Source organism: Marinobacter segnicrescens, assembly GCF_900111555.1.
Classification (GTDB): domain Bacteria; phylum Pseudomonadota; class Gammaproteobacteria; order Pseudomonadales; family Oleiphilaceae; genus Marinobacter; species Marinobacter segnicrescens.
Window position 1 is genome coordinate 475,599 of the sequence record NZ_FOHZ01000001.1, and the last position, 20,769, is coordinate 496,367.

23 protein-coding genes are annotated in these 20,769 nt (G+C 62.9%); 7 read left to right on the forward strand and 16 right to left on the reverse strand.

Annotation, left to right across the window (positions count from 1 at the left end; all coding sequences use genetic code 11):
* The first annotated feature begins 10 nt into the window (after positions 1-10).
* Genes BM036_RS02115 through BM036_RS02135 form a run of 5 tightly spaced genes read left to right on the forward strand, consistent with a single transcriptional unit; the run spans position 11 to position 5,661 of the window.
* Positions 11-967: a DUF58 domain-containing protein gene (locus BM036_RS02115; RefSeq protein ID WP_091848556.1), complete on the forward strand. Its 957-nt coding sequence runs from the start codon at positions 11-13 to the stop codon at positions 965-967.
* On the forward strand, positions 964-1,422 hold the full coding sequence (locus BM036_RS02120) for a DUF4381 domain-containing protein (protein WP_177185967.1): 459 nt from the start codon (positions 964-966) through the stop codon (positions 1,420-1,422). Before BM036_RS02115 ends, BM036_RS02120 begins: the two co-directional genes overlap by 4 nt.
* The gene (locus BM036_RS02125; RefSeq protein WP_091848558.1) at positions 1,416-2,444 is read left to right on the forward strand and encodes a VWA domain-containing protein; all 1,029 of its coding nucleotides are present in this window, start codon (positions 1,416-1,418) and stop codon (positions 2,442-2,444) included. The genes BM036_RS02120 and BM036_RS02125 overlap by 7 nt, the downstream gene beginning before the upstream one ends.
* Entirely contained in the window at positions 2,441-4,267 is a 1,827-nt protein-coding gene (locus BM036_RS02130; RefSeq protein WP_091848559.1) for a VWA domain-containing protein, read from the forward strand. Before BM036_RS02125 ends, BM036_RS02130 begins: the two co-directional genes overlap by 4 nt.
* A complete protein-coding gene (locus BM036_RS02135) occupies positions 4,261-5,661 on the forward strand; it encodes a BatD family protein (protein WP_091848560.1) in 1,401 nt (466 codons plus the stop codon). Before BM036_RS02130 ends, BM036_RS02135 begins: the two co-directional genes overlap by 7 nt.
* 22 nt (positions 5,662-5,683) lie before the next feature.
* On the opposite strand, the gene ccmI is transcribed toward BM036_RS02135, so the two are convergent.
* The 9 genes from ccmI to ccmA form a co-directional block, all read right to left on the reverse strand.
* Positions 5,684-6,979 (reverse strand): c-type cytochrome biogenesis protein CcmI, encoded by a 1,296-nt coding sequence (ccmI, locus tag BM036_RS02140; RefSeq protein ID WP_091848561.1) that lies wholly within the window; start codon positions 6,977-6,979, stop codon positions 5,684-5,686.
* Positions 6,980-7,021: 42 nt separating this feature from the next.
* On the reverse strand, positions 7,022-7,489 hold the full coding sequence (locus tag BM036_RS02145; RefSeq protein ID WP_091848689.1) for a cytochrome c-type biogenesis protein: 468 nt from the start codon (positions 7,487-7,489) through the stop codon (positions 7,022-7,024).
* A 14-nt stretch (positions 7,490-7,503) separates the two neighbouring features.
* Positions 7,504-8,043, reverse strand: a complete 540-nt coding sequence (locus BM036_RS02150; protein ID WP_091848562.1) for a DsbE family thiol:disulfide interchange protein — start codon at positions 8,041-8,043, stop codon at positions 7,504-7,506.
* The gene (locus tag BM036_RS02155) at positions 8,040-10,082 is read right to left on the reverse strand and encodes a heme lyase CcmF/NrfE family subunit (RefSeq protein WP_091848563.1); all 2,043 of its coding nucleotides are present in this window, start codon (positions 10,080-10,082) and stop codon (positions 8,040-8,042) included. Before BM036_RS02155 ends, BM036_RS02150 begins: the two co-directional genes overlap by 4 nt.
* A gap of 41 nt (positions 10,083-10,123) precedes the next feature.
* Positions 10,124-10,588, reverse strand: coding sequence for a cytochrome c maturation protein CcmE (ccmE, locus tag BM036_RS02160; protein WP_091848564.1), 465 nt, complete (start codon positions 10,586-10,588; stop codon positions 10,124-10,126).
* Positions 10,585-10,845, reverse strand: a complete 261-nt coding sequence (ccmD, locus tag BM036_RS02165; RefSeq protein ID WP_091848565.1) for a heme exporter protein CcmD — start codon at positions 10,843-10,845, stop codon at positions 10,585-10,587. Before ccmD ends, ccmE begins: the two co-directional genes overlap by 4 nt.
* Before the next feature lie 4 nt (positions 10,846-10,849).
* Positions 10,850-11,617 (reverse strand): heme ABC transporter permease, encoded by a 768-nt coding sequence (locus BM036_RS02170; RefSeq protein ID WP_091848566.1) that lies wholly within the window; start codon positions 11,615-11,617, stop codon positions 10,850-10,852.
* Positions 11,618-11,680: 63 nt separating this feature from the next.
* A complete protein-coding gene (gene ccmB, locus BM036_RS02175; RefSeq protein ID WP_245742429.1) occupies positions 11,681-12,343 on the reverse strand; it encodes a heme exporter protein CcmB in 663 nt (220 codons plus the stop codon).
* Between the two features lie 72 nt (positions 12,344-12,415).
* On the reverse strand, positions 12,416-13,099 hold the full coding sequence (gene ccmA / locus BM036_RS02180) for a cytochrome c biogenesis heme-transporting ATPase CcmA (protein WP_091848567.1): 684 nt from the start codon (positions 13,097-13,099) through the stop codon (positions 12,416-12,418).
* Positions 13,100-13,271: 172 nt separating this feature from the next.
* Here ccmA and fliK point away from each other — a divergent pair, with 172 nt between their 5' ends.
* A complete protein-coding gene (gene fliK / locus BM036_RS02185) occupies positions 13,272-14,657 on the forward strand; it encodes a flagellar hook-length control protein FliK (protein WP_091848568.1) in 1,386 nt (461 codons plus the stop codon).
* Between the two features lie 24 nt (positions 14,658-14,681).
* A complete protein-coding gene (locus tag BM036_RS02190) occupies positions 14,682-14,966 on the forward strand; it encodes an EscU/YscU/HrcU family type III secretion system export apparatus switch protein (RefSeq protein ID WP_091848691.1) in 285 nt (94 codons plus the stop codon).
* A 9-nt stretch (positions 14,967-14,975) separates the two neighbouring features.
* On the opposite strand, the gene BM036_RS02195 is transcribed toward BM036_RS02190, so the two are convergent.
* From BM036_RS02195 to BM036_RS02225, 7 genes are all read right to left on the reverse strand, one after another.
* Complete coding sequence (locus BM036_RS02195) at positions 14,976-15,374, reverse strand: DUF2802 domain-containing protein (protein WP_091848692.1); 399 nt, start codon at positions 15,372-15,374, stop codon at positions 14,976-14,978.
* 103 nt (positions 15,375-15,477) lie between these two features.
* Positions 15,478-15,966, reverse strand: a complete 489-nt coding sequence (locus tag BM036_RS02200; RefSeq protein ID WP_091848569.1) for a chemotaxis protein CheW — start codon at positions 15,964-15,966, stop codon at positions 15,478-15,480.
* 218 nt (positions 15,967-16,184) lie between these two features.
* Complete coding sequence (locus BM036_RS02205) at positions 16,185-16,988, reverse strand: chemotaxis protein CheW (RefSeq protein ID WP_091848570.1); 804 nt, start codon at positions 16,986-16,988, stop codon at positions 16,185-16,187.
* Positions 16,989-17,057: 69 nt separating this feature from the next.
* Positions 17,058-17,846 (reverse strand): ParA family protein, encoded by a 789-nt coding sequence (locus BM036_RS02210; RefSeq protein WP_091848571.1) that lies wholly within the window; start codon positions 17,844-17,846, stop codon positions 17,058-17,060.
* Positions 17,847-18,036: 190 nt separating this feature from the next.
* Positions 18,037-18,840, reverse strand: coding sequence for a flagellar motor protein MotD (gene motD / locus BM036_RS02215; protein ID WP_091848572.1), 804 nt, complete (start codon positions 18,838-18,840; stop codon positions 18,037-18,039).
* Positions 18,841-18,861: 21 nt separating this feature from the next.
* A complete protein-coding gene (locus BM036_RS02220) occupies positions 18,862-19,605 on the reverse strand; it encodes a flagellar motor protein (RefSeq protein WP_091848573.1) in 744 nt (247 codons plus the stop codon).
* The gene (locus tag BM036_RS02225) at positions 19,605-20,762 is read right to left on the reverse strand and encodes a protein-glutamate methylesterase/protein-glutamine glutaminase (RefSeq protein WP_091848574.1); all 1,158 of its coding nucleotides are present in this window, start codon (positions 20,760-20,762) and stop codon (positions 19,605-19,607) included. Before BM036_RS02225 ends, BM036_RS02220 begins: the two co-directional genes overlap by 1 nt.
* Positions 20,763-20,769: the final 7 nt, after the last annotated feature.

Below are 20,769 nucleotides of genomic sequence, written 5' to 3' on the forward strand. Positions count from 1 at the left end.
GGTGGCAAGCATGGGAGCTTTCGCCTCGACACCAGCCGGCACCGGCCAGCACAGATCAGCCATCACACTGGATGAGCTGCTTCAGCTGCAGGCCCGGGCCCGCACCCTGCAAATGCCATCGGCGCGCCGGGCCCTGCGCCAGCGCCGGGGAGGCCATCAGTCGCACCTGAAGGGCCGCGGCATGTCACTGGCCGAGGTCAGGCCCTATCAGCCAGGAGATGACGTGCGTCGTATCGACTGGCGTGTCACCGCCCGCCGCCAGGCGCCCCATACCCGGGTCTATGAAGAAGAGCGGGAGCGCCCTGTGCTGGTGCTCTGTGACCTTGGCCCTACCCTTTTCTACGCCAGTGAGGGCAGCTACAAACAGGTACGGGTCGCAGAACTGGCCTCCCTGCTGGCCTGGGTAGCCCATGGATCCGGCGATCAGGCGGGAGGCATCATCTTTGGTGGCGACAAGACTGCCATCGTCCGCCCGTCCCGCCGGCGCCGATCGGTCATGCAACTACTCAGCGCCCTCGCCACCAACCAACGCCAGCAACCCGCGGCCGATTTCGGGGCAGGGACCGGCGACCTTGACGCGGCACTCACCGAGGCCCGGCGTATTGCCCATACCGGCAGCCGGCTGTTCATCATCAGCGACTTTCTCGGGGTCAGCCAAGATACCCGCGCGCTGTTGGCCGGACTGGCAACGCACAACCAGGTCACTGCAGTGATGGTTATCGACCCACTGGACGAGCACCTGCCCGACCAGGGCCGCTATGCGGTGTCAGGCCCCTCCGGCACACTCTGGTTCGATGGCAATGACAGGGCCTTGCAGCGAGCATGGCGGGAGCAGGCGCATGCTCGCCAGGCCGCATTACGACACTTGTTCCAGCAGACCGGGGTCAACGGCCTTACCCTGGCTACCGGAGAAGACCCGGTCTCCCTCATGCATGGCCTCACCTCGGCCGGGGGGCGACTACTTTGATTCCTGCCGACGTGCTGGCACAGCTCCGTGACATCGAGACACCACCGCTGTCCGGCCCGTGGCCGCCGGCGCCGGGGTGGTGGCTTCTGGGCGGACTGATTGTCGTCATGGTCGTTGCGGGGCTCGTCCTGGCGCGGCGCCGACACCGTCGCCACGCACCCCGACGGGAGGCATTGGCAAGGCTTGCAGGCCATGGCATTCCCGACAACGCTGGCCCGGACTGGTTCGCCGCCGTCAACCGGCTGTTGAAACAGACCGCCCTGAGCCTGTACCCGGCCGATCATCCCGCCGCACTCAGCGGCAATCAATGGCGTGACTTCCTGACCCGCACATCGAATATTCCCCGTGACAGCTGGCAACAGCTGGTAAACGCCAGTTACCAGCGCCAGAGTGAACTGCCCCCTGCAGAAGCCTACCGGCTGGCGGAACGCTGGATACGGAGGCAGCCATGGTAACCCTGGCATGGCCCTGGCTCCTGGCACTGCTGCCCCTGCCCTGGCTATTACGTCGCCTGTGGCCTTCACCTGCCACCATCGGTACCGAAGCGGCACCAGCCCTGCCCTTGCAGTCCAGGCTGGCGGGGCTACCCGGTGTCGGCCCACAAGGCGCTGGCAACCGCCGCTGGCTGACAATGCTGTTCACCCTCGCCTGGCTACTGCTGTTGATCGCCCTTGCACGGCCCCAGCACATAGGGGAAAACACTCAGGTGCCAGTCACCGGCCGTGACCTGATGCTGGCCGTGGATATCTCCCCCAGCATGGAAGAGCGGGATATGGTGCTGCAGGGCCGCACGCTCAATCGCCTGGAAGCGTTGAAGGTGGTGCTCGACGACTTTATCAGTCAGCGGGAGGGGGATCGCCTGGGCCTGCTATTGTTTGGTTCACAACCCTACATCCAGGCGCCGCTGACCTTCGACCACCAGACCCTGCGCACCCTGCTGTTCGAGGCGGGGCTGGGCATGGCGGGCCGTGCTACCGCCATTGGCGACGCCATCGGCCTGGCGGTCAAGCGTCTGCGGGAGCGGCCCCAACAGCACCGGGTGCTGATCCTGCTTACCGACGGGGCCAATACGGCCGGCAACCTGTCCCCTCGCAAAGCCCGGGACATCGCGGCTGACAGCAACGTGCGTATCCACACCATCGGTATCGGTGCTGAGACTGCTATACGCCAGGGCCTGTTCGGTCGTCGCCAGGTCAACCCGTCCAGCGACCTGGACGAGGCACTGTTGAGGGATGTGGCTGCGGCAACCGGCGGCCAGTACTTCCGTGCCCGCAGCATCGAGGAACTCCAGGGTATCTACCAGGAAATCGACCGGTTGGAACCCATGGAACTGGAAGGCAGGAGCTGGCGACCGGTGACAGACCTGTTCGCCTGGCCGGCCGCGGCGGCGCTGGCCCTCTGGCTGGCTGGCTTTACCTTCAGCAGGGTCCCGGCCCTGAGGCTGGCTGCCCGACCGCCTGGCGGGAGGATGCCATGAGTGATTTCCAGTTCCTGCGCCCCCTGTGGCTGCTTGTCCTGTTGCTGATACCCCTGCTGATCTGGCTACAGCATCATGCTGGCCCCGGCCAGAGCCAATGGCACCGGGTCATTCCACGGGCGCTGTTGCAACCGCTGTTGCCCGCCGGTAGCGGCAGGCCATATTCTGCTACCAGGATCCGGGTGGTCGCCCCGCTGGTGCTGGCGTTGACGGCACTGGCCCTGGCCGGCCCTTCGTTCCGGTCTGCCCCATCGCCCCTGCAACAGCAGGACGACTCGCTGGTGGTTGTACTCGACCTGTCCCTGTCCATGCTGGCCACCGACGCAGAGCCGGACCGGCTGACCCGGGCGACCCGCAAGATCCGCGATCTGCTGGCAACCCGGGAAGGCGCTTTTACGGGCCTGGTGGTTTATGGGGCGGATGGCCACGTTGTCACCCCGTTAACCGACGACCGCCGCACAGTTGAAGGGATGCTCGGCGCACTCGACCCGGTGATCATGCCAGCCAGCGGAAACCGGGCGGACCTGGGCGTGGCCCGGGCCGTGGAACTGCTGGATCAGGGCGCACCGGGCCGGGGCCGCATCCTGCTGATTACCGACAGCCTGAACCCCCGTTACGGAGAACGGATTCGCCAGCAACTGGCAGACTCAACTTGGCAACTGAACGGCCTGATGGTGGGTACGGAAAATGGCGCCCCCATTCCCCTGCCAGAACGAGGCTTTATCCGTGACGGCGACCAGGTAGTCATTACCCGGGCCAGCCTGGATGAGCTGGCAAGCGTTGCCGAATCCACCGGCGGCAGGGCCCTGCCAATGACCACGACGGATCAGGACATTACCCGCCTTGGCCTGCGAGCCCGGGACCATGATGTCTGGCAGCAGGCCGTCAGGGAGCGCATGACCGAGCGCCGCCAGGATGACGGCTACTGGCTGCTCTGGCTGGCATTGCCGCTGGTCCTTTTCGGCTGGCACAGGGGCGCGCTGGTGCTGGTAGCCTGTACCCTCTGGTGGACACCATCCGGGCCGGCGCGGGCGGCAGACTGGAATACACAATGGCAAGACCTGTGGCGTACGCCGGAACAACGGGCACCGGAACTGATTGAGCAGGATCCGGCCAGTGCCGCCAACCGTCTGCAGGATCCCCTGTGGCGGGGCACCGCGCTTTATCGGGATGGGCAGTATGAGGGAGCGGTCGATGCCTTTGCCCGGAGTGATTCCGCCACCGCCCATTACAACAGGGGTAATGCCCTGGCCCGGGCCGGCAAACCAGAGGCTGCCCTGGAAGCCTGGCAGGAAGCCCTGGCACGCAACCCGGATCACGAGGGAGCCCGGCAGAACCAGCAGATCGTCAGACAATACCTGGAACAGCAACAGCAAGCCCGGTCTGGCGATAAACGGGACAACCAGGACCAGGAGGGTTCAGGGCAGGGCAACAGCCAACGTGGCGGGAGCAAGGGAAGCCGGTCCCTGCAGGAAGACGGGTCCGGTGACTACGACGGTCCCGGCGGTGATGACCCGGCAAGCCAGTCCGGCACGGCAGAAAGCAACGAGCTGTCGGAGCAACCCGGTGCCCGGGCAGGTCAACACGCCGGTCAGGGACAGGCCGCATCCGGGCCTGGCGAACAGAGTAACGGCGACCCCGCGGGTCTGGGCTCCGCTGACGGCCGCCCAGGCAAAGGCACCCGGGCCGATGCCCTGACCCAGTCCCAGGAGCAATGGCTGCGGCGGATACCGGATGACCCCGGTGGTCTGCTGCGACGCAAGTTCCTGCAGCAATTCCGAGGCCGCAACACGCAACCGGACGAGAATGACACACCATGGTAAAGCTCACTACCTGCCTGCATCACCGACTCCTGGCCGCCCTGCTTGCCTGCCTGCCGTTGCTGGCGCTGGCACAGGATAACGAGGCCCGCCAGGCATTTATCGAGCTGTCTGCCAGTGAAGACCAACTGTATGTGCAGCAACAGATGCATCTGCGAGTAAAGCTCTACTACACCAACAACGTGATTCAGGGCCAGCTGTCAGATCCGGAACACCCCGACGTCATGATTGAACAGCTCGGGGAACAAAAGCAGTACCGGGAACTACTCGATGGCGAACGGTACCGGGTGGTGGAGCGTAACTTCGTGCTGTTTCCGCAAAAACCCGGTCAACTGCAATTGCCGCCCATCAACTTCCAGGGCACGGCCCGCCACGCCCGTGGCCATCAATACCGGATCACCGATTCGGCCACGCTGTTTCCGCTGGATGTCCGGGACATTCCGGACAGCTTCAGTGGCCGCACCTGGCTGCCTGCCACCTCGGTTGAGATCAGTGAAAGGGGCCTCGACCAGGGAGGTCCTGTGCAGCCGGGAGAGAACCTGACCCGTACCCTGACTCTGACAACGGAAGGTCTGCCCGCCACTACCCTGCCTGATGTGACGCCTCAGTATCCGGACGCCCTGCGAGCCTATCCGGAGCCAGCCCAGCGGCAGTCCTCCGCCACCGATGAGGGCGTAATGGGGCAGCTGCAACAGACCGTGGCACTGGTGCCGGTGCCCGGCCACAATGGTGAAGCCACCCTGCCCGAGATCCGGATTCCCTGGTGGGATGTAGAGGAGGACCGGGAGAAAATCGCGGTTTTACCAGCGCGAACACTGCGCCTGGCCAGCCCGGCGGCGACCGCTGACATTACACCAGCTACACCTGGCTCTGGGGAAACAGAAGATCGCGCTTTTTCACCTGATAATGGTGTCGAGTCGGCTGGGACTCATTGGACATGGCCGCTGCTGGCGGCGACCTTCGCCCTGGGCTGGCTGACCACGGGCGCAGCCTGGTGGCTGCAGGCCCGCCGTTCAGACCGGAGCCAGGCCGACACAGGTTCGCCTGCCGACGCAGGAGGAGAGAGTGAACGAGGCCGGTTCGCCCTCGTTTGCGACCAGGCCCGGGCACTGGACCCGGCATTTTTCGACCAGCTTCCGGCCTGGGTCCGGCAGTTGACCGGTCAGCCCTGCCATACTGTGGGAGCTGCCCTGGAGTGCCTTGATGACGAAGCGCTTCGCCAGGCTGTCAGTCAGTGGCAACGGCACCTGTTCGGCAAGGATGGAACCCCGGCCCCGGACGGACCCGCCCTGGAAAAATCCCTCAAACGCTCGCGCGGATCCTGGCAGCGGGACCGACGGCTGCGCGGCAACAGACCTGGTCTACCGGAGTTCTACCCGGAGGGAATCCGGCCCTGACAGCAGACCGGGTCCCGGGACACTAGTGCAACTGCTGATCAATGGTCAGCAGCACCGGGTCACTCTCACCGCTCACCACAGGCACCGGCTCGTCCCGGATACCCTGGTAATCACCAGGTTGCGGGGTCGCTGCGCCGGAGGGGCTGATACGAGCGGCAACCACCACCTCGTCTGCCCCGGAAATCCGGAACTGGGGCGCCATGGCCAGGCGGTCATCCAGCCTGAGCTCGGTGGGCAACGACCCTGCCCTCAGCCTGGCCACCGCTAGTGGCGCCGATTGCATGTCCGGTGTACGGGCGTAAACGAACAATGTTGTGTCCGGATCTACCTGGCCAGCAAAGGCCTCATCCAGCTCCACTCGCACGGTCACGCCGCGATCTGATACGGCCTCGCCGCCACTGGCCGGTTCACTACGGATATCTTCCGGCACATCCATGCCGAGCTGCTGGTAAGCCCTGGCAACGCCTTCGCGAATGGACGGCAGTTGCGGATGGTCAGGAGCCACTTCGATGATCTTTTCCCAGTGGCGGATGGCCCCTTCAAAATCCCGTTGTTCAAAGGCGTGGATGCCCAGCAACCCGAGGGTGTTGACCTCATCGGGATTGTATTCCCGGGCCTGGTCCATGGCACGGGTTACCTCTTCCGTCATCGCACCCTGGCTTTCAAAGAACCAGGCCTGGGCCGAAAGACCCCAGGCAACGGCCTTGTCGGCATCTCGACCAGCCACTTCAGCCAGCCTTTCAAACGCCCGCGCCGCGTCCGGATAACGCTCCATCCGCATGTAGCTGCGACCCAGCATGGCCCAGCCATCCGGGTTGTCCGGGTCCGCTTCGAGCCTATCGGCCAGCTGGCGGGTCAGTTCCGTCATCTGGGCCATACGGTCACCGCCCTGCTGCAGCTCCCGCATGGCCTGGTATTGTTCCACCTTACCCAGTGCCCCCCACTCCTGGTAAAGCAGGAAAACACCCACTGGCAGCAGCACGACGGCCAGCACCACAACCGCCCAGGTGCTGCGACGACGATGATCCATTCTCAGGTCAGCCGCCCGCACCTCTGCAGCCGGCTGCTCCTCGCCGACATCGTCCAGCATGGAGCCAGCCAGCTCTTCACGCAGCATGCGGAAGTTTTCCTCGTCTATAACACCCTGCTGGTATTCCTCTTCCAGTTCGGACAGGCGGGTGCGATAGGCCAGCAGGTTCTGGTTGCGAATGTCCGCTGATATGCGCTTTTCAGGACGACTGAAAAGCAACGGATAGAGTACAAAAAGAAAAGCCAGAACGATCAGTATCGCCGTAATGATCCAGAAAGTATTGGTCATAAGAATCAGTCAGTTGAATCCGGGGATGGGTTCAGGAGCCGGTTACTGGCGCCGTAACAGTTCATCAGCCTGCCGGCGCTGTTCCTCGGTCAGGTGGGCGCCATCGTCTTCGCCGCCATTGCCGGAACGCCGGACGATCACCACGATAACGAGTAACCCGATCAGCACCACGATGGCCGGCAACAGCCACAACAGGGCAGTGCGGGCATCGAAGGCTGGCTTGTAATGCACAAACTCACCGAAACGTTCGACCATGGAAGCCACCACGGTCTGCTCATCCGCTCCGTCTTTCACCATGCGATAGACTTCGTCCCTCATATCCTCAGCGATGGGCGCGTCAGAGTCGGCAATGTTCTGGTTCTGACACTTCGGACAACGAAGCTCATTGAGCAGGCGATCAAACCGCTCACGCTCTGCTTCCGTAGCCAACGGGTAGATATCCTGGGCAGTCGCTGGCGAATTGCCGGACTGAGCCAGGGCACCCGTTGCTACCGCCATAACCAACAGCATCATCAGCCAATGTCTCATGAACCCTCCTGCTGGTAACGGCGAACCACGGGACCCAGCTTTTGCTCCCAGACCTCTGGGTTAACCACACCGACATGGCGATAGCGCACGATACCTTGCTTGTCGATCACGTAGGTTTCCGGCGCACCATAGACACCGAGGTCAAAGCCGAGTTTGCCCTGGGGATCAAACAGGGTGATCTGGTAGGGATCGCCCAGGTCCTGCAGCCAGCGCAGGGCCTGGTTGCGGTTGTCCTTGTAGTTCAGGCCAATCACCGGAATGCCCTTTTCTTCCGCCAGCCAGATCAGGTCATCGTGCTCATCCCGGCAGGCAGGGCACCAGGTGCCCCACACGTTAAGCAGGGACACCTGGCCCTGGAATACATCCGGCGTGAGCGTGCGATCCGGGTACTTCAGATCCGCCAGCTCGAACGCCGGCACCGGTTTGCCAATGAGGGCAGATTCCAGCTCCTGGGGATCCTTGCCCAGCCCGGTATACAGGAAAATACCGAATGCCACGGCCACGATAACGGGCAGGAACAGCAGTGCACGCTTCATGCCCCTGCCTCCGCCGGCCGGCCGTCAGTGCCTGCATTACCGGTAACCGTGGCCTTGCGGCGCTCCGTAGCCTCATCCTTGATGCGGTAACGACGGTCGGCAATGGCAAGGAAGCCACCAATCGCCATCACCAGCGCGCCCAGCCAGGTCCAGCGGACCAGGGGCTTGTACTGCAGCCGCACCGCCCAGGCATTGCTGGATACCGGCTCGGCCACCGCCACAAAGATATCCCGCAGGAAGCCGGCATCAATACCTGCTTCCGTCATCACGTTGCGCTGCACAACGTACCGGCGACGTTCGGGGTAAAGCGTACTCACCAGTTCGCCGTCCCTGCTTATCTCAAAGCGGGAAACCAGGGCGGTAAAGTTGGCTCCTTCCCGCTCGCCCACTGACGCAAAGTGAAACTGATAGTCACCAACCGTGGCGGTGTCACCAGGGCCCATACGAACATTCCGCTCGATGCCATAGTTGTTAACCACGGTGGCTCCGGCGATCACCATGGCCAGGCCCAGGTGGCCCAGCACCATGCCATAGAAACTGCGGGACTGACGGCGCAGCCCGTGCAGGCGACCATGGCGGGAACCGGATTTGTTCCATACATCCTGCAGGGTTGCTGCGGCACACCAGCTGGCTGACAGTACGCCAAAAAACGCCCACAGACTGAAGTTGTTCCAGAAACCGGTACCCTCAGGTGACACCGCATTACCCATGGTCAGCACCACGACGAACGCGACAATCAAACTCACCACGGTGGGAATAACCATCTTGCGGAGCAAATAGCCCTCATCGGTCTTCTTCCAGCGGGAGAAAATCCCTACACCCAGCAATATGCCGACTACTACGGCAATCGGGCTGAAAGTCAGGTTGAAGAAAGGCTCGCCAATGGAGATGTTGCCCAGCTCGAAATAGTCGGAAATCAGGGGGAAGATGGTCCCGACGAGAACCAACAGCATGGCCGCCATCAGCAGGACGTTGTTCATCAGCAGGAAGACTTCCCGGGACAACGGACCAAACTTTGCCCGGGTGTGCACCACCGGCGCCCGGAAGGCGTAAAGCGTCAGGCTGCCAATGACGGTAATGGCCAGCAACAGCAACAGGAACGCGCCACGGGTGGGGTCGGATGCAAACGAATGTACCGAGGTAATAACGCCCGAGCGAACCAGGAAGGCCCCCAGCAGGCTAAGCGCGAAGGTGAGGATCGCCAGCAGCACTGTCCAGCTCTTGAACACGCCCCGCTTCTCGGTCACCGCAAGGGAGTGCATCAGCGCGGTACCGGAAATCCAGGGCAGCAGGGAAGCGTTTTCCACCGGGTCCCAGAACCACCAGCCGCCCCAGCCGAGCTCGTAGTAAGCCCACCAGCTACCCAGGGCGATACCCAGCGTCAGGAAACCCCAGGCAACCGTGGTCCAGGGCCGGGACCACCGTGCCCAGGCGGCATCCAGACGGCCATTGATCAGCGCGGCAATGGCGAAGGCAAAGGCCACCGAAAAGCCAACGTACCCCATATAAAGCATTGGCGGGTGAACAATCAGGCCGAAGTCCTGCAGCAACGGATTCAAGTCAGCCCCGTCCGCCGGCACATTGGGGAGAATGCGATCAAAGGGATTGGAGGTCATCAGGATGAACAGCAGGAAGCCAACAGCCACCATACCCATTACGGAAAGCACCTGGGAAACCATCACCGAAGGCAAGCGACGGCTGAAGGTCGCAACCGCCAGGGTCCAGCCGCTGAGCATGAGAATCCACAACAGCAGGGAACCTTCATGGCCACCCCATACCGCGCTGAACTTAAAGTACCAGGGCATCAGACTGTTGCTCTGGTTGGCCACGTAGGCCACCGAGAAGTCGTCTACCATAAAGGCATTGGTAAGAATGCCAAAGGCGATGGCGATAAACACGAACTGCCCGGCACTGAGGGGGCGGGCGAACGCCTGCAGGCTGTCACGGGCCGTCAGCGAGCCGTAGAGCGGAACTACCGATAGCAGCACCGAGAGCAGCAGGGCGATAATGAGAGTGACTTGTCCGAGTTCGGGAAGCATGGTTCTCTCCGTTCTGGAGTCGGGTAAATGGCGTCAGGCAATCAGTACTGGGGCATCTCCCGGCCCTCTTCCCGGGCGCGGGCAGCGGAGCGCTCCAAAGCCTCGCTGACCTCCGGGGGCATATACTGCTCATCGTGCTTGGCCAGTACCTCACTGGCGACAAACTCCCGGTTCTCATTGAGCTGCCCGGTAGCCACCACGCCCTGCCCTTCAGCAAACAGGTCCGGCAGGATGCCTTCGTAGCGCACGGTCACCGAGGACGAGTAATCCGTTACCCGGAACTGAACCTTGAGACTGTCCGGATCCCGCTTCACGGAACCTTCTTCCACCATACCGCCCGCACGGATGCGGACGTTGACGGGTGCCTCGCCCTCGGCAATCTGGGTGGGATCGTAGAACAGGTTTATGTTCTGCCGGAACGCATAGGTGGTCAGGCCGACGGCGACAGCCACTCCGGCCAGCAGGAACAGGACGATGGTGAGCTTGCGCTTGCGTGCTGGGTTCATGACTTGCTGATCGACTCATTTTGGGTAGTTGGAATACGTTGGAAGCCGCCGCCGGCACGAGCCCTGCGGGCCGTGTCAGCCTGCCCGGAGGATACCATTGCCTGTTCCCGCTGCTGGCTGCGCACCACCTGGCGCCGGTCCCTTATGGAGAGCCAGGCTATCAGCGCCACCAACAGGAAGAACACGCCGTAGCAGGTCCAGACATAGGGGCCATGCCCCCCCATGACGACAAAGGCACTGAAGGAATCAAACGCCATGTTCTCAGGCCCCTCTGGATTTGAGTTGCGAACCGCCGCCGGCGGCGATGAGTTCTTTCACCCAGCGGGTGCGACGCTCACGCCGCAATACCTCGGTCTGCATGCGATAGAGCGCCGCCCAGCCAAACAACAGGTAGGTGCCCAGCACGGCCAGCAACAGCGGCACCCACATTTCCGGGACCATGGTCGGCTTTTCTGTCAGCTTGAAGGTGGCCGGTTGGTGCAGGGTGTTCCACCACTCCACTGAGTACTTGATGATGGGAATATTCACCACCCCCACGACCGCCAGCACCGCCACCGCCCGGGCTGCCGTTTTTTCGTCGGAATAGGCATGGGCGAGTCCGATAATGCCCAGGTAGAGGAACAGCAGGATCAGCATGGAGGTCAGCCGTGCATCCCAGATCCACCAGGTTCCCCAGGTAGGCTTGCCCCAGACCGCACCAGTGAACAGGGCCAGCACAGTGAGAATCGCACCCACTGGTGCTGCCGCGCGGACAAACACATCCGCGAGCTTCATTTTCCATACCAGGGTAATGACCCCGGCCACGGCCATCATCATGTAGACAGACTGAGCCAGGAACGCGGTTGGCACATGAATGAAGATGATCCGGTAACTGTTACCCTGCAGGTAATCCCTCGGCGCAAATGCCAGCCCCCAGACGATCCCGGCCAGGGCCAGCAGCAGCCCGAAGCCCAGCAACCAGGGCATGAAGCGGCCAGCGATGCCATAGAACCACTTCGGTGACCCCAGCTTGTGAAAAAATTGCCACATCGGGTATATCCCCTGATTTTATACCTGTGGGCGACATCGGCCTGCGTGATAAAGGGTCGCGGCCTAGGACGCCGATAAACTGATTTTCAGGGCCACGGCTGCGGCCAGTGGCGCCAGCACCAGCGCCAGGACCAGTATCGCGGCCATCAGGGCCAGGTGCCCGGACACGTCCGAGCCGCCGGCCGCAGCCATGACAGTCCCGGTACCAAAAATCAGCACCGGAATATACAGAGGGATCACCAGCAGCGACAAGAGCACACCTCCGGCCCGTAATCCCACAGTCAGCGCTGCTCCCACCGACCCGATCAGGCTCAGCACCGGCGTTCCGATCAGCAGCGTTAGACAAAGAACGGCAACAGAGTTCCCGTCCAGGAACAACATCATACCCAACATGGGGGTCAGGATGACCAGCGGGAGCCCGGTGACCAGCCAGTGCGCCAGGGTCTTTGCCAGAACCAGCACGAAAAGCGGCTGCGGCTGCAGGGCCATCTGCTCCAGTGTGCCGTCCTCGTAATCAAACCGGAACAGGTGATCCAGGGACAGAAGTGTCGCCAGCAGGGCACCAACCCACAGTATTCCTGCACCGGCCTCTCTCAGAAAGTCCGACTCGGGACTGACGCCCAGGGGGAACAACGCCACCACCATCACAAAGAACAGCAGTGGATTCAGGAGGTCCTGTTTCTGGCGAACGCTCAGGCGCAGATCCCGCCGCAGCACCGCGATCATGGACTGCCACAGGCCGGGGGACGTGGTGACAGGGTCGAGTACCCTTACCGACATGGATTCCTGCTGCCCCATTCAGCCCCCCTCCCCCACTGCGTGGGCGACCGACTCTGGTTCACCGGCTGCGCCCAGGCGAATACGTCGCATACCCTTAAGGGCTGGTTCATGGTGTGTGGTCATGACCACGGCCCCTCCCTGACGCACCCTGTCCTCCAGCAGCCGTTCAACCGCGGCTACGGCGTCCACATCCAGGGCCGTGAAGGCTTCGTCCAGAAGCCACACTGGTTCGTCCGCGAACAGTAACCTGGCCAGTGCCACCCGACGTTTCTGGCCGGCGGACAACTGGCTACAGGGTACCTGTGTCCAGGGTCCAAGACCGACCTGTTCCAGGGCCTGTGTCAGAATGTTATCCGGTACGTACTGGCGGCCGGCCACCAGGGCCTGGAGGTTTTCCAGCGGCGTCAGCAGCATCTTGATACCCGGACGGTGACCCAGGTAGAGCACATTCCTGCGCACCTGGTCCCAGTGCCGTTGCCGGGGCTCGCCGCACCAATACACCTGGCCGGACCAGTTGTCATTGAGGCCCGCCAGGATTCGCAACAGGGTAGTCTTGCCGGAACCATTGGGGCCCTCGACACGAGTGAGGGTTCCCGGCACTATGGAGAAACTCAGATCACTGAAGAGCGTCCGGCCGTCTCGCTCGCATTCCAGGGCCTCGGCCCTCAGCAAGTGGTCAGCGTGTTGCAGCGGCTCAGTCATCAAGGCCCCGACGTACGGGGGGCAGCCCCAGAAGCCACCCCGGATAATGCGTTTTCGCCGGTAGTGCCGGCGGCGACCGGGTGAACTCCCGGCAAGGTCGCTATTATATAGAAACAGGCCATTGATTACTCTTGCCTGACATCAAAACCACGCGTCGTACTTAACAAAAGCCATGAAATTACCGCACGGTAACCCGATCCCCCCTCAGCCGTCGAAACCACCGTCTGCGGCGAAGGCCAGCGTCCAGCCGGACCCGATGCAACAACTCCGGCAACTGCAGCTGGAAAACCGCCAGGCGGTGGTGGCCCGGGTGGCCGAATTGCTGACTCAGCGCGGGGGCCAGCAAGCGATACTTGAGGTGCGCGGGCAACGAGTGACGGTGGAGTTGCCTGCCAACGGACCCGAGCTGAAAGCCGGTGACCTCATCCGTCTCATGCGCGAGGGCCAGTCCCTCACCCTGCTGGACAAACTACCGGCCACCGCGGAGACCCGGCTGGGACAAGCGCTGCTTCGTCACCTGCCCTGGCAGCAGAACCTGGACAGCGGCCTGACCCGATTACTGGCCACGTTAACCGGCGGGTTCAGGAATGCCCCCGGGGCGACGACCCTGCCCGGCTCCATAGAGGCATTGCCCGCGCCGGTCCGGGAAGCCTTGCAGGTCATTGCCCGGTTGTTGCCACAAGTGCCGGCGGATAACGGGCCACCGACATTCAGGCCGGTGGCCGGCCAGAACGTCACCGGTCAGGGCACGGGCGCCACCGCTCAGGCTACACCGCTGAAAAGTACGCTGGATGCCGCAGCCGTCAGGCAGTGGCTGGCCAGCAGTGGTGTACTCGCCGAGGCCAGCCTGGCACGTGGCAGCACTGAAGCCGGCCCCGCGGACCTGAAGCTGGCACTGGGTCGGCTGGCTCTGACCCTGCTGCAGCATCAGAGCCTCGGCAGCGACCAGTTCACCCGCTTCACCCCGCTTCCCAGCCAGGAACTGGTCACCTCTCCCCTGCAGTTCCCGGTACCGACCACACCGCCAGTGGCCATGGCCGAAGCCCGGGAGCCGGCCTCACCAGGCCAGATGCTTCGTTTACTGGCAGGAATGCTTAACCGGATCACCGTTAACCAGCTTCACAGCCAATTGCTGACCACCCGCGCCGGCGGCGATGCCGGCACGCCGGCCAACACCCTGATCACCGACCTGCCCTGGATGGCTCCGGGCGGTGAGGTAAGAACCGCCCAGCTTCGCATCGATTATGAGAAACCCGGCCAGGAGGGGGCGTCCAGTCCCCGCAAAACCGGCGTGGCCGAGTGGCGACTGTCCCTCGCCATGGACCTGGACGAGGCCGGCAAGGTGTTCTTTGACGTGGCTCTGCGCCAGAGTGCGGTATCCGCCCGCGTCTGGGCTGAACAGCAAGGCACCGCCAGACTGGTCACCCGGCAACTGGGAGACCTGCGCACGCGCCTGACGGAACTGGGACTGGAAATATCGGAACTGGAATGCCGCCGGGGCCAGCCGCCAGTCACACCGACCCGGCTGGAACACCGGCTGCTGGATACCCGGGCATGAGGGTCACGACAACGGATGGGCACCATGACTGAGCAAGGCAAACCGGGAAGGGAAACCGCCGTGGCCCTGAAATACGACGGCAAGCGGGCGCCTACCGTCGCGGCCAGCGGGCTTGACGAGGTGGCGGAGGAGATTATCCGCATAGCCCGGGAGCACGACGTGCCTCTTTACGAGAACGCCGAACTCGCCGGAATCCTGGCGCGACTGGACCTGGACGAGGAAATCCCGGAAACGCTGTACCGGGTGATCGCCGAAATCCTGGCGTTTGCCTTCCACCTGCAGGGAAAGACGCCAGGTGACGTTGGCTGAATCTCCGCCTTACGCCGCCCGTTTCTGGCGCCGGCGCAGGGCTGAGACCAGCTCCGCTTCCGGGCGGGAGATGCCGCAGGTATTCATCAGGTCATCCACGTCAGCACCTAGGTCCACCAGGCGCGAGGCTTCATCATAGGAGACCCTCAGCGGATCGTTCTGGCGCATCTCGTCAAACTGGGCACGCAGCTCATGGAGCTGGCGTTCGCAGGCAATCACCCGGTTGCCCACCCCGATGCTGCCACTGCTGGTGGCATGGAGCTCACGAACCAGGTTTTCGCTGTTATCCCGCAACTGCTGGCGCAGGCGGGCAATGCGGCGGGCATTCATCAGCCCCTGAACGCCCAGCAGAACTAAAGCCAGAACGGTCAGGGCCCAGGGTGCCAGGGTGGTCCAGTCGGTGGTCATCATCACTCAGTCCTCGTCAGGTAGTGATCACGCCAGGCGGTGGACCGGCCCTGACCGCTGCTTTCCAATCACCTTCCCGGAGGGAGGGTGACCATCTTCAGGGTCAGAGTGCGGCGATTTCCGCCCACTCGTGATCGGACAGCATCTTGTCAAATTCCACAAGAATGATCAGCTCGCCATTCTTGTTGCAGACACCCTGGATGAACTTGGCGCTTTCCTCGTTCCCCACATTGGGTGCCGTCTCGATCTCACTGGCTTTCAGGTATACCACCTCGGCAACGGAATCCACCAGGATACCCATCACCTGGCTGTCAGACTCCATGACCACGATGCGGGTGGCATCCGTCACCTCCGCGTCCGCCAGGCCAAACCGGCGACGGGTGTCGATTACCGTGACCACGTTACCGCGCAGGTTAATGATGCCCAGCACATAGTCCGGGGCACCGGGAACCGGCGCGATCTCGGTGTAACGCAGCACTTCCTGGATCTGCATTACATCAATGCCGTAGGTCTCGTCATCCAGGCGGAAGGTGACGTACTGAAGAACCTTGTCGTCTCGGGCCTGACTGTTCTGTCCGTTATCGGATGCCATAATGCCTTATCTCCTGGCAGGCCATCCGTCAACGGGACAGCCTGATGTCAAAAAACCATCGTCAGCGCCCCATACTATAGTCAGGGGCACAAACCGTGCCAGAGTGGTACGGTTTCATTTGGTAACTGCCGGCGGGTACCATTATGCCGGTCTGAGGTGGGTATCGGCCGGCGCCGGGGAAAACTTGAGTATGACCCCGGAATCCAGGGGGTAAGCGCCTACTCCAGGTCCAGCCTCTGCTCTTTCTCTGCCCTGGCCAACAACCTGGCCATGGCGCCCACGTCAATCAGGGCACACATATGCTGCACCACCGTCCCTGCCAGCCAGGGGCGCTTGCTACGGGAAGTACGCCAACGTACCTGATCCGGATCGAGGGTGAAGGATTCCGCCACTTCGTCACAGGCCAGTGACCAGTCGCTGTCATCCAGCCGGATCACAAAACGGTAGCCATCACGGGCATCCGCCGGGGCACGGCCGGGCATGATCCACTGGGCGGAGTCCACCACTTTCAGGTTCACCCCCCGGTCCGGCAGCATACCCATATACCAGGGCGGACGTCCGGGAATCGGCTTGATCCGCTCTTCAATCCGGTGGATGGCGCCCAGCAGTACCAGTGGGACCGCCAACTGCAGGCCCGCTACCCGGAATATCAGGCATTCGAAGGGTCGGTCTGCCCAGCAGGGACGCCCTTCCGGCAGAGGCTCAGGTTCAGGGACCGTCAGGTTTTCAGCCTGCTCGCGAACGACCGGCTCGGCCACCGGAGCGGGAACCGGCGCCAGCTGCTCGGCAACTTCCGGTTCGGGTGCTGCCTCGACAGGGGTGAAGTCCGGCGCAATGGCTTCTCCAGCCCCTGTATTCGCTGCCGTGGATGGAGTGTCCACCTCCGGCTCGACAGGCAAAGGCGCCTCCACCTCTGGCTCCGTCGATGTGGCGGTATGGAGCAGGTCGTCCAGGTAACTGACCAGCGCCGCAGAAGGGTCTGCCAGTTCCGCTCGCCGGCGAGGACTACGCTCTGCTGCCATGACGCCCCCCTTGGCAAACCAGGCCCGGCGTCGAAAAACCGTCACCTGAAAGCCTGCCCGGTGAAATTGCTAGTTGTGCTGCCATGAGGTCGTGCCCTCCTGCAGATCCTGCAACAGCCGCCGGTAGGCCCGAACGCCCTGGGTGTCCGCATCCAGCCTGGACGGCACCACACCGGCCTGGCTGGCATCCCGGAAGCGGGTATCCACGGGAATCATGAAACGCCATAACTCTTCCGGATAGGTGCGCCGCAGTTCATTCAGGCTCTTTACCGAGGCCTGGGTACGCTTGTCATAGAGCGTCGGGACAATGGTGTATTCCAGCCGGTTCTTCTGGGACCGCATGATCATCTGCAAGGTATGCAGCATTCGCTCCAGCCCCTTGAGGGCGAGGAACTCAGTCTGCACCGGAACGATCAGGTGCTGGGCAGCCGCCAGCGCGTTTACCATCAGCACCCCGAGTGACGGGGTGTTATCCAGTAGCACATAGTCAAAGTCATCCCAGAGCCGGGCCAACGCACGGGACACAATCAGTCCCATACCCTCGACACCCACCATCTTGCGCTCGAGGGTAGCCAGGGCGGTGCTCGCCGGCAACAGTGACAGGTGTTCGCAGCTGGTCTCGGTAACCAGCTGCGCGGGCAAGTCCTCGGGTACCTTGCCGCCGTGCTGGAACAGGTCGAACACGCTGTGGGAGAGCCGGTCAGGATCATAGCCAAACCAGCTGGTCAGGGAGCCGTGGGGGTCCAGGTCAACCACCAGTACACGGTGTCCCTGCTCGGCGAGCAGGCCGCCAAGGGTTACCACCGACGTGGTCTTGCCCACGCCGCCTTTCTGATTCGCTACTGCCCAGATCCGCACAAAGCCTTCTCCTGATCCGGTATCCCCCGTGGGAAACCGCTGTTACCTGAAATTTACCGATGCGCCCGGAAGCCTGCCGCCGGCAAGCCGTTGCCGGCGGCAGGCTTCCTGTCCGGTCGAATTCAACCTTTCTCAGACAGTAATACAGATATCGTGCCACCCCTGACGCCCCGGTCTACCGCCGGCCGGTTCACCTTGACCGGACCACGCCCCGGATCGCAGCGTCCCGGGAAATAAGCAACACCACCCTGCGGTTGCGACGGCGACCTTCTTCCGTATCGTTACGGGCTACCGGCTGCCAGGCACCATAGCCGATAGCAGCCATCCTCGATGGATCCACGCCCTCCCCCGCCAGCATGCGAACCACCGCTGCCGCCCGGGCGGAGGACAGCTCCCAGTTGGAGGGGTACTGGCTGGTACGGATAGGCTGGTCATCAGTGAAGCCTTCCACCCGTACAGCATTGTCCTTGTCCCGCAGGATGTCGGCGATACGCTCCATGACCGGAAAGGCATCATAGTGGGGTTCGGCTTCACCGCTGCCGAACAGCAGGCTATCCCGCATACTCAACTCAATCCACTTGTCACTGCTCTGCAGGCTGACCACGCCCTGCCCTATCAGTCTGTCGAACTCCAGGGCAAACTGGTTGGCCATGCTCTGCAGGGCTTCACTGCGCTGGGCCTGTTCACGGACCGTGGTCGATGGCTCGGACGAAGAAGCGGGCGCGGGTGCAACCGGTGGCGGGATTACCTGGTCGCGGGCGGGTGCCACCAGGCCGGGGTGCTCACCCACCGGAATGGGGGTAATTGCCCGCTGGGGCGCGTTGAAGACCCCCGTGAGGGTTTCCGAAAGCACCTTGTACTTGCCTTCGTTCACCGACGATACCGAGTACATCACCACGAAGAACCCGAACAGCAAGGTGATGAAATCCGCGTAGGAAATCAGCCACCGCTCCCGGTGCTGGGCTATTTCAGCCCGCCTGGATCGACGCCTCATGGGTTCCCCCTGCGCGCTGGCTCATGACTGAATAAACCCCCGCAAACGCATCTCGATGGACCGGGGGTTTTCGCCCTCGGCGATGGCGATAATACCGTCAATCATCATGTCTTCGTAGCGACTGCGGCGGCGCACGATCTCCCGCATCTTGTTGGCAACGGGAAAGAACAGCAGGTTGGCCAGGGCGACCCCATAAATGGTTGCCACAAACGCGGTGGCGATACCGGCACCCAGGGTGGATGGATCCGTCAGGTTGGTCATCACCTGGATCAGCCCCATTACCGCTCCGATAATGCCGATGGTGGGGGAGTATCCACCCATGGCCTCGAACACCTGGGCCGCTTCCAGGTCACGCTGTTCGCGGGATTCCAGGTCCACTTCCAACACGCTGCGGATGGTCTCGGTTTCAGCACCGTCCACCAGCAACTGCAGGCCCTTGCGGGCAAAGGGTTCGGGCTCTTTCTCGGCGATGCCCTCCAGGCCAAGCAGGCCCTGCTTGCGGGCCTTGACGCTCCAGTCCATGACCTTGCCCACCCCTTCTTCCAGGCCGACATAGGGCGGAAAAAACACCCAACGGGCCTGGCTAAAGGCGCGGCGAAGGAGGCCGGCAGACGTCTGCAGGATGGTAGCGGCCAGGGTGCCGCCGATAACGATCAGTGCCGCCGGCAGGTTGAACAGGGAGGCCAGGGTGCCACCCTCCAGCATATTGCCCCCAAGCAGCGCGGCAAAGGCCAGGATAATGCCCAGCAGGCTGAGGATATCCATCAGTGGACCCCTTCAACCAGGCGCGGCCCGACCTCATCCAGCGACAGGATTTCATCACTCAGGCCGGCCCGGGCGACCGCCATGGGCATGCCATAGATGACCGACGATTTCTCGTCCTGGGACCAGATCACCGATCCGGTCTGCTTCATCATCCGGCTGCCTTCCTTGCCGTCGGCTCCCATACCGGTAAGGATTACCCCAAGGGTCTTCCCGGGGAAGCTGCGGGCCAGGGAGCCAAAGGTGACATCCACGCTGGGCTTGTAGTTGAGCCGGTCATCGCCGGGAAGGATACGTACCCGACCCTGGCCACCCCGGTTCTCGATCATCATCTGCTTGCCACCCGGTGCCAGCAGGGCCAGGCCGGGGCGCAGCATGTCGCCGTCTTCCGCCTGGCGCACCTGGATGCGACAAAGCTTGTTCAGCCGCTCGGCAAAGGCCGGGGTAAAGCTGCCAGGCATGTGCTGTATCAATACCAGTGGCGCCGGGAAATTGGCGGGCAGGTTCACCAGCACTTTCTGCAGGGCGATGGGGCCGCCGGTGGAGGTACCGATGGCCACCACATCGTAGTGACGGCTGGCGGTACGCCGCCGGCTGGGGCGTGGCGGTGCTTCCGGCTCCTGGCGGGGTGCCTGGGTATCAGCCGGTGCCGGACGCGAAACGGCTGGCTCACGACGGCCCGGCGGGGCAGCGGCTGGTCGTGGGCTGGCTGGCGCCGGCCGGGGTGAGGATGGTGCGGCATGACCCCGGCCAGCCCGCGGGCTACTGCGGGCGACGTCCAGGATGCGCTCCCGCAGGATACGCTGAAGTTCCGAGCCGTCCTTTGCGATGTCTTCAAAGTTCTTGGGCAGGAAGTCGACGGCGCCGGCTTCCAGGGCGTCGAGGGTCACCCGGGCGCCCTCGTAGGTCAGGGAGGAAAACATCAGTACCGGCGTCGGGCAACGGCGCATGATTTCCTTCACCGCTGCGATGCCGTTCATCACCGGCATTTCATAGTCCATGGTGATGACGTCCGGTCGCAGCTTTTCCGCCATTTCCACGCCTTCACGGCCGTTGGTGGCAGCGCCCACAACCTTGATAGAGCCGGAAGCGTTGAGAATTTCCGTCAGTCGCTTGCGGAAGAACCCGGAATCATCAACGACCAGGACAGAAACTGTCATTCACTCC

What these genes read in the sequence shown, in the direction of transcription:
- BM036_RS02115 (WP_091848556.1), top strand. Translation starts at nt 11, where the DNA reads ATGGGAGCTTTCGCCTCGACACCAGCCGGCACCGGCCAGCACAGATCA.
- BM036_RS02125 (WP_091848558.1), top strand. Translation starts at nt 1,416, where the DNA reads ATGGTAACCCTGGCATGGCCCTGGCTCCTGGCACTGCTGCCCCTGCCC.
- BM036_RS02130 (WP_091848559.1), top strand. Translation starts at nt 2,441, where the DNA reads ATGAGTGATTTCCAGTTCCTGCGCCCCCTGTGGCTGCTTGTCCTGTTG.
- BM036_RS02135 (WP_091848560.1), top strand. Translation starts at nt 4,261, where the DNA reads ATGGTAAAGCTCACTACCTGCCTGCATCACCGACTCCTGGCCGCCCTG.
- ccmI (WP_091848561.1), bottom strand. Translation starts at nt 6,979, where the DNA reads ATGACCAATACTTTCTGGATCATTACGGCGATACTGATCGTTCTGGCT.
- BM036_RS02145 (WP_091848689.1), bottom strand. Translation starts at nt 7,489, where the DNA reads ATGCTGTTGGTTATGGCGGTAGCAACGGGTGCCCTGGCTCAGTCCGGC.
- BM036_RS02150 (WP_091848562.1), bottom strand. Translation starts at nt 8,043, where the DNA reads ATGAAGCGTGCACTGCTGTTCCTGCCCGTTATCGTGGCCGTGGCATTC.
- BM036_RS02155 (WP_091848563.1), bottom strand. Translation starts at nt 10,082, where the DNA reads ATGCTTCCCGAACTCGGACAAGTCACTCTCATTATCGCCCTGCTGCTC.
- ccmE (WP_091848564.1), bottom strand. Translation starts at nt 10,588, where the DNA reads ATGAACCCAGCACGCAAGCGCAAGCTCACCATCGTCCTGTTCCTGCTG.
- ccmD (WP_091848565.1), bottom strand. Translation starts at nt 10,845, where the DNA reads ATGGCGTTTGATTCCTTCAGTGCCTTTGTCGTCATGGGGGGGCATGGC.
- BM036_RS02170 (WP_091848566.1), bottom strand. Translation starts at nt 11,617, where the DNA reads ATGTGGCAATTTTTTCACAAGCTGGGGTCACCGAAGTGGTTCTATGGC.
- ccmB (WP_245742429.1), bottom strand. Translation starts at nt 12,343, where the DNA reads ATGATCGCGGTGCTGCGGCGGGATCTGCGCCTGAGCGTTCGCCAGAAA.
- ccmA (WP_091848567.1), bottom strand. Translation starts at nt 13,099, where the DNA reads ATGACTGAGCCGCTGCAACACGCTGACCACTTGCTGAGGGCCGAGGCC.
- fliK (WP_091848568.1), top strand. Translation starts at nt 13,272, where the DNA reads ATGAAATTACCGCACGGTAACCCGATCCCCCCTCAGCCGTCGAAACCA.
- BM036_RS02190 (WP_091848691.1), top strand. Translation starts at nt 14,682, where the DNA reads ATGACTGAGCAAGGCAAACCGGGAAGGGAAACCGCCGTGGCCCTGAAA.
- BM036_RS02195 (WP_091848692.1), bottom strand. Translation starts at nt 15,374, where the DNA reads ATGACCACCGACTGGACCACCCTGGCACCCTGGGCCCTGACCGTTCTG.
- BM036_RS02200 (WP_091848569.1), bottom strand. Translation starts at nt 15,966, where the DNA reads ATGGCATCCGATAACGGACAGAACAGTCAGGCCCGAGACGACAAGGTT.
- BM036_RS02205 (WP_091848570.1), bottom strand. Translation starts at nt 16,988, where the DNA reads ATGGCAGCAGAGCGTAGTCCTCGCCGGCGAGCGGAACTGGCAGACCCT.
- motD (WP_091848572.1), bottom strand. Translation starts at nt 18,840, where the DNA reads ATGAGGCGTCGATCCAGGCGGGCTGAAATAGCCCAGCACCGGGAGCGG.
- BM036_RS02220 (WP_091848573.1), bottom strand. Translation starts at nt 19,605, where the DNA reads ATGGATATCCTCAGCCTGCTGGGCATTATCCTGGCCTTTGCCGCGCTG.
- BM036_RS02225 (WP_091848574.1), bottom strand. Translation starts at nt 20,762, where the DNA reads ATGACAGTTTCTGTCCTGGTCGTTGATGATTCCGGGTTCTTCCGCAAG.